This window comes from Rhizobium sp. CF142, from assembly GCF_000281145.1.
Taxonomy (GTDB): Bacteria; Pseudomonadota; Alphaproteobacteria; order Rhizobiales; family Rhizobiaceae; genus Rhizobium.
Window position 1 is genome coordinate 22371 of sequence record NZ_AJWE01000017.1, and the last position, 6316, is coordinate 28686.

General features: G+C 60.9%; 5 protein-coding genes. 3 read left to right on the plus strand and 2 right to left on the minus strand.

The features are described 5' to 3' along the window. Window positions 1-42: 42 nt before the first annotated feature. The 3 genes from fabA to fabI are packed head-to-tail and all read left to right on the plus strand — an operon-like array spanning window position 43 to window position 2649. Window positions 43-558 (plus strand): 3-hydroxyacyl-[acyl-carrier-protein] dehydratase FabA, encoded by a 516-nt coding sequence (fabA, locus tag PMI11_RS05210; RefSeq protein WP_007814145.1) that lies wholly within the window; start codon window positions 43-45, stop codon window positions 556-558. 46 nt (window positions 559-604) lie between these two features. Beyond that, on the plus strand, window positions 605-1837 hold the full coding sequence (fabB, locus tag PMI11_RS05215) for a beta-ketoacyl-ACP synthase I (RefSeq protein WP_007814148.1): 1233 nt from the start codon (window positions 605-607) through the stop codon (window positions 1835-1837). A 5-nt stretch (window positions 1838-1842) separates the two neighbouring features. Beyond that, window positions 1843-2649: an enoyl-ACP reductase FabI gene (fabI, locus tag PMI11_RS05220; RefSeq protein WP_007814150.1), complete on the plus strand. Its 807-nt coding sequence runs from the start codon at window positions 1843-1845 to the stop codon at window positions 2647-2649. Between the two features lie 46 nt (window positions 2650-2695). On the opposite strand, the gene PMI11_RS05225 is transcribed toward fabI, so the two are convergent. Beyond that, window positions 2696-3712 (minus strand): class I SAM-dependent methyltransferase, encoded by a 1017-nt coding sequence (locus PMI11_RS05225; protein ID WP_007814152.1) that lies wholly within the window; start codon window positions 3710-3712, stop codon window positions 2696-2698. A 130-nt stretch (window positions 3713-3842) separates the two neighbouring features. Continuing rightward, window positions 3843-5993 (minus strand): polyribonucleotide nucleotidyltransferase, encoded by a 2151-nt coding sequence (gene pnp / locus PMI11_RS05230; RefSeq protein ID WP_007814154.1) that lies wholly within the window; start codon window positions 5991-5993, stop codon window positions 3843-3845. Window positions 5994-6316: the final 323 nt, after the last annotated feature.

Genomic DNA, 6316 nt, shown 5'->3' on the forward strand with positions numbered 1-6316 from the left:
ACACACATCCATCGCCAAGAACGCGGGGGGAAACAGAGATTTATGACGACCAGACAGTCCAGCTACTCGTATGAAGAACTTATCGCCTGCGCACATGGCGAGCTGTTCGGGCCTGGCAATGCGCAGCTGCCTTTGCCGCCTATGCTGATGGTTCATCGCATAACGGATATCTCTGAAACGGGCGGCGCCTTCGACAAGGGCTATCTGCGGGCCGAATACGATGTTCGCCCTGACGACTGGTATTTCCCTTGCCATTTCGAAGGCAACCCGATCATGCCCGGTTGCCTTGGCCTTGACGGCATGTGGCAGCTGACCGGCTTCTATCTGGGCTGGCTCGGTGAACAGGGCCGCGGCATGGCGCTCTCCACCGGCGAAGTGAAGTTCAAGGGCATGGTCCGCCCGCACACCAAGCTGATTGAATACGGTATCGACTTCAAGCGCGTCATGCGTGGCCGTCTGGTGCTCGGCACTGCCGATGGCTGGCTGAAGGCGGATGGCGAAACCATTTATCAGGCGACCGATCTTCGCGTCGGTCTCTCGAAAGACAAGACGGCCTGAAAACCGCGTTTCGAGCGGCTCACGAAAACAACAAGGGTTTGATCAGATGAGACGGGTAGTTGTCACGGGTCTAGGTGTCGTGTCTTCGATCGGAAACGACGCGGCCGAAGTCACCGAATCCCTGCGCCAGGCAAAGTCCGGTATTTCCTTCTCCAGCGATTTCGCCGAACACGGCTTCAAGTGCCAGGTTTGGGGCAGCCCCAAGCTCGGCGCCGACAAGCTCGCCGAACTGGTCGATCGTCGCGCCATGCGCTTCCTGTCGCAAGGCGGCGCCTGGAACCATGTCGCCATGAAGCAGGCGATCGTCGATTCCGGCCTGGAAGACAAGGACTACAGCGAAAACGAGCGCGTCGGCATCATCATGGGTTCCGGCGGTCCGTCCACGCGCACGCTCATCGAAGCAGCTGAGATCACCGTCAAGAACAACAGCCCGAAGCGCATCGGCCCCTTCGCCGTGCCGAAGGCGATGTCGTCTACAGCGTCCGCAACGCTTGCCACCTGGTTCAAGATCCACGGCGTCAACTATTCGATCTCGTCTGCCTGCTCCACGTCAGCGCACTGCATCGGCAACGCCGTTGAAATGATCCAGTGGGGCAAGCAGGACATGATGTTCGCCGGCGGCCACGAAGATCTCGACTGGACCATGTCGAACCTCTTCGACGCCATGGGCGCCATGTCCTCCAAGTACAACGATACGCCGGATACCGCTTCCCGAGCCTATGACGTCAGCCGTGACGGCTTCGTCATCGCCGGCGGCGCTGGTGTGCTCGTCCTCGAGGAGCTGGAACATGCCAAGGCGCGCGGCGCCAAGATCTATGCCGAAATCATTGGCTACGGCGCAACCTCCGATGGCTATGACATGGTGGCTCCCTCGGGCGAGGGCGCGATCCGCTGCATGCGTCAGGCGCTGGCAACCGTGAAGGGTGATGTCGACTACATCAACACGCACGGCACCTCGACACCGGTCGGCGACAGCAAGGAAATCGGCGCCATCCGCGCGGTTTTCGGCGAAAAGCTGCCGCATATCCAGTCCACCAAGTCGCTGACGGGCCATTCGCTCGGTGCCGCTGGCGTGCAGGAATCGATCTATTCGCTGCTGATGATGCAGGAAGGTTTCATCGGCGAAAGCGCGCATATCAAGGAACTCGATCCGGAATTCGAAGGCGTGCCGATCGTCCGCAAACGCATCGACAATGCCAAGATCGACATTGCCCTCTCCAATTCCTTCGGCTTCGGCGGCACCAACGCCACGCTCGTGTTCCAGCGCTACAACGGATAATAACAATGACCGGAATTATGCAGGGTAAGCGCGGCCTCATCATGGGCGTCGCAAACAACCATTCTATCGCCTGGGGAATTTCGAAGGCGCTCGCTGCCCAGGGCGCGGAACTGGCTTTCACTTTCCAGGGTGATGCGCTGGGCAAGCGCGTCAAGCCGCTTGCAGCCGAAGTCAATTCCGATTTTCTTCTGCCCTGCGATGTCGAGGACATCGCTTCGGTCGACACGGTCATCGACACGATCAAGGAGCGCTGGGGCAAGCTGGATTTCATTGTCCATGCGATCGGCTTTTCCGACAAGAATGAACTGAAGGGCCTCTACGCCGATACGACGCGCGAGAACTTCAGCCGTACCATGGTCATCTCCTGTTTCTCCTTCACGGAGATCGCTAGGCGCTGTGCGCCGCTGATGGAAGATGGCGGCACCATGCTGACGCTGACCTACAACGGCTCCACGCGTGTCATCCCGAACTACAACGTCATGGGCGTCGCCAAGGCTGCTCTGGAAGCTTCCGTGCGCTATCTGGCTGCCGATTACGGTCCGCGCGGCATCCGCGTCAACGCCATCTCGGCGGGCCCGATCCGTACGCTCGCCGGTGCCGGCATTTCCGATGCCCGTGCCATCCTGTCGTGGAACCAGCGCAATGCGCCGCTGCGCAAGACCGTCACCATCGATCACGTCGGCAGCTCCGCGCTGTACCTGCTTTCGGACCTCTCGATGGGCGTGACGGGCGAAATCCACTTCGTGGATGCCGGCTACAACATCACCTCCATGCCGACACTGGAGACGCTGCGCAAGGCAGACGTCGAGTAAGGCCGGACAAGGCTTAAAAAGAAAAGGCGGCCATCGGCCGCCTTTTTTATTTACGTGCCCACAATACTTTGAAGCGGGCATTGCGGCAGGTTTCGCCGCTATCCTTGAAATGCTCCGCAAGCACGGGCTCATAAGGCAGGCCGCGATTGGCCACCAGCATCAGCCGCCCGCCGCCGCGCAGCGAAGAGGCCGCCGTTTTGATCATCGCCTGTCCGAGAGAAGGCTCAGCCGCATGGCCCTCATGGAAGGGCGGGTTCATGATGACGAGATCGTATTTGTCCCGCACCTGCTCGCCCGCCAGATCGTGCCAGAAGAAGCGCACAGGCGCGTCCGGGCAGTTCTCCGCCAGATTGGCCTTGGCGGCCTCCAGGGCCTCGTAGTTGGCCTCGTAGAGGTCAAGGCGGGCAAGGTTAGGAGACTTCTGTGCAAGTTCGGTCGAGAGATAGCCCCAGCCGGCGCCGAAATCGGCCGCATCGCCGGTAAAATCGGTCGGCAGGCGCGAGGCGAGAAGCTGCGAACCGGCGTCGAGCCGGTCATGCGAGAACATGCCGGGCGAGGCAATGAAGCGGCCATCGACGCGAACCGGCGACTTGCCGAACTTCGCAACGATCTCACTGACATCGGCCGGCCTGCCGAACCAGAAGGCGACGCCATGATATTTCGGCATATGCTCGGTATCGAGGCCGAAACCTTCCACACGCTTGCGCAGCGGCTGGATGCCGTCTTCCTTGCCGCCGGCGACGACGATCAGTCCACCGGCCTTCACGCGGGAAAGGGCAGCGGCGATATTGGCTTCGTTTTCGCCCTTGTGCTTGGTGCAGAGCACGAGCGCTGCATCATAGTCTTCACCGTCGATCTCCGGCTTCGCCTCGATGCGCTGCGCCAGAAGCTGCCTGTAGAGCGGCTTGAAGCCCTGTACGGCCTCCAGGGACGCGGTAAAGCCCTCCGGCAGTGCAAAGCCTGCCTCTGCGCCGAGGAAGAGCACACGCTCGCCTTCGCCGGGCGGCGTGACGGTTTCGCTGGCAAAGGGGTGGAAAAGGGTTTTCAGCGTCTCGCGGCTCATGATCTGGTCCCGTCATCTGGAGCAACTCCAGGAAACTGCGCAGCGGTTTCGTCCGCAATTGCGCAAAGGTCGAATACAAAAAGGGCGCGGAAATAGTCCCGCGCCCGGATATCAGCGAAGAAGGCGCGGCTTATTCGGCCGCTTCATCCTTCTTCTTGTCGCCCTTTTCGGCGGCTGGGATTTCCTGGCCGGTGGCCTGGTCGACGACCTTCATGGACAGGCGAACCTTGCCGCGCTCGTCGAAGCCGAGCAGCTTGACCCAGACCTTGTCGCCTTCCTTGACGACATCCTGGGTCTTCGCGACGCGCTCGGAAGCAAGCTGCGAGATGTGGACGAGGCCGTCACGGGCGCCGAAGAAGTTGACGAAGGCACCGAAGTCAGCGGTCTTGACGACCGTGCCTTCGTAGATCTGGCCAATTTCCGGCTCGGCAACGATCGAGTGGATCCACTTGCGGGCGGCTTCGATTTCCTTGCCCGAAGAGGAGGCAATCTTGACGGTGCCGTCGTCCTCGATGTTGATCTTCGCACCGGTCTTTTCGACGATTTCGCGGATGACCTTGCCGCCGGAGCCGATGACTTCGCGGATCTTGTCGACCGGAATGTTCATGACTTCGATGCGCGGAGCGAATTCGCCGAGCTGGCCACGGCTTTCGGTGATGGCCTTCGCCATTTCGCCGAGAATGTGGGCGCGGCCACCCTGGGCCTGGCCAAGAGCGACCTTCATGATCTCTTCGGTGATACCGGCGATCTTGATGTCCATCTGCAGCGAGGTGATGCCATCGGCAGTACCTGCGACCTTGAAGTCCATGTCGCCGAGGTGGTCTTCGTCACCGAGAATGTCGGAGAGGACGGCGAAGCGATCGCCTTCGAGGATCAGGCCCATGGCGATACCGGCAACCGGCTTGGCAAGCGGAACGCCTGCGTCCATCAGAGCAAGCGACGTGCCGCAGACGGTAGCCATCGAGGACGAGCCATTCGACTCGGTGATCTCGGAGACGACGCGCAGCGTGTAGGGGAACTGTTCGGCCGACGGCAGCATCGGGCGAATTGCTCGCCATGCCAGCTTGCCATGGCCGATTTCACGGCGACCTGGGGAGCCCATGCGGCCGGTTTCGCCAACCGAGTAGGGAGGGAAGTTGTAATGGAGCAGGAAGCGCTCCTTGTACATGCCCGTCAGGCTGTCGACATACTGCTCGTCTTCGCCGGTGCCGAGGGTGGCAACCACGATCGCCTGCGTTTCACCGCGGGTAAAGAGCGCCGAACCATGCGTGCGCGGCAGAAGGCCGACTTCCGATACGATCGGACGAACGGTTTCGAGGTCGCGGCCGTCGATGCGGCTCTTGGTGTCGAGAATGTTCCAGCGGACGATCTTGGCCTGCAGGTGCTTGAAGATTGCGCCGACTTCTTCGGCCGTGTAGCGGGCTTCGCCTTCTTCCGGGAGGAAGTGCGCCTTTACCTTCGCCTTGACGGCGTCGACGGCGGCGTAGCGGTCGGCCTTCTGAGTGATCTTGTAGGCTTCGCGAAGTTCACCTTCGGCAAGGCCGAGCATTTCGGATTCGAGAGCGGAATAGTCTTCCGGCTGGAAGTCACGCGGTTCCTTGGCAGCAACTTCGGCGAGCTTGATGATCGCGTCGAGAACCGGCTGGAAGCCCTTGTGGCCGAACATGACGGCGCCGAGCATGACGTCTTCCGGAAGCTCCTTGGCTTCGGATTCGACCATCAGGACGGCATCGTATGTGCCGGCGACGACGAGGTCGAGGCTCGATTCATCCATCTCGTCGAGATGCGGGTTGAGAACGTATTCGCCATTGATGTAGCCGACGCGTGCGCCGCCGACCGGGCCCATGAAGGGAACGCCTGATAGCGTCAGCGCCGCAGAGGTCGCGACCATGGACAGGATGTCCGGGTTGTTCTCGAGGTCGTGCTGGATGACGGTGACGACGACCTGCGTGTCGTTCTTGTAGCCTTCCGGGAAGAGCGGGCGGATCGGGCGGTCGATCAGGCGGGAAACGAGGGTTTCGTTTTCGCTCGGGCGACCTTCGCGCTTGAAGTAGCCGCCGGGGATCTTGCCGGCTGCATAGGTCTTTTCCTGATAGTTGACCGTCAGCGGGAAGAAGTCCTGGCCGGGCTTCGGTGCCTTGGCGGAAACGACGGTCGCAAGAACCACGGTTTCGCCGTAGGTGGCGAGCACAGCACCGTCAGCCTGACGGGCGATCTTGCCGGTCTCGAGCTTGAGCGGGCGGCCTGCCCACTCGATTTCTACTTTATGTGTATCGAACATGTCTTGTCCTTCAATGCAGCCAACGCGCCGTCTCCGTGAGGAGCAGCATAGCGTCGACCACAATCAGTGTGACGCATCACGGGCAAGACAACGGGAAGCTTCGAGCGGACGATTTCCCTTGGGAAATCGGGCCAAAGCTCTTGTGAAACTCTGGCCGAAAGCATCCGGCAATCCTGCCCCATGACAGGTCAACGGTTGGTTTGGCAGATCCGGCCCATCCGGAACTGCCGTCTTTCCATTCACACAGATAGCGCGCGCCTGGAAAATGTCATCGGGAGACGCACTCCCGGAAAAACATTCGGCGGGCGAAGTGCTTCGCCCGC

What these genes read in the sequence shown, in the direction of transcription:
- fabB (WP_007814148.1), top strand. Translation starts at nt 605, where the DNA reads ATGAGACGGGTAGTTGTCACGGGTCTAGGTGTCGTGTCTTCGATCGGA.
- fabA (WP_007814145.1), top strand. Translation starts at nt 43, where the DNA reads ATGACGACCAGACAGTCCAGCTACTCGTATGAAGAACTTATCGCCTGC.
- fabI (WP_007814150.1), top strand. Translation starts at nt 1,843, where the DNA reads ATGACCGGAATTATGCAGGGTAAGCGCGGCCTCATCATGGGCGTCGCA.
- pnp (WP_007814154.1), bottom strand. Translation starts at nt 5,993, where the DNA reads ATGTTCGATACACATAAAGTAGAAATCGAGTGGGCAGGCCGCCCGCTC.
- PMI11_RS05225 (WP_007814152.1), bottom strand. Translation starts at nt 3,712, where the DNA reads ATGAGCCGCGAGACGCTGAAAACCCTTTTCCACCCCTTTGCCAGCGAA.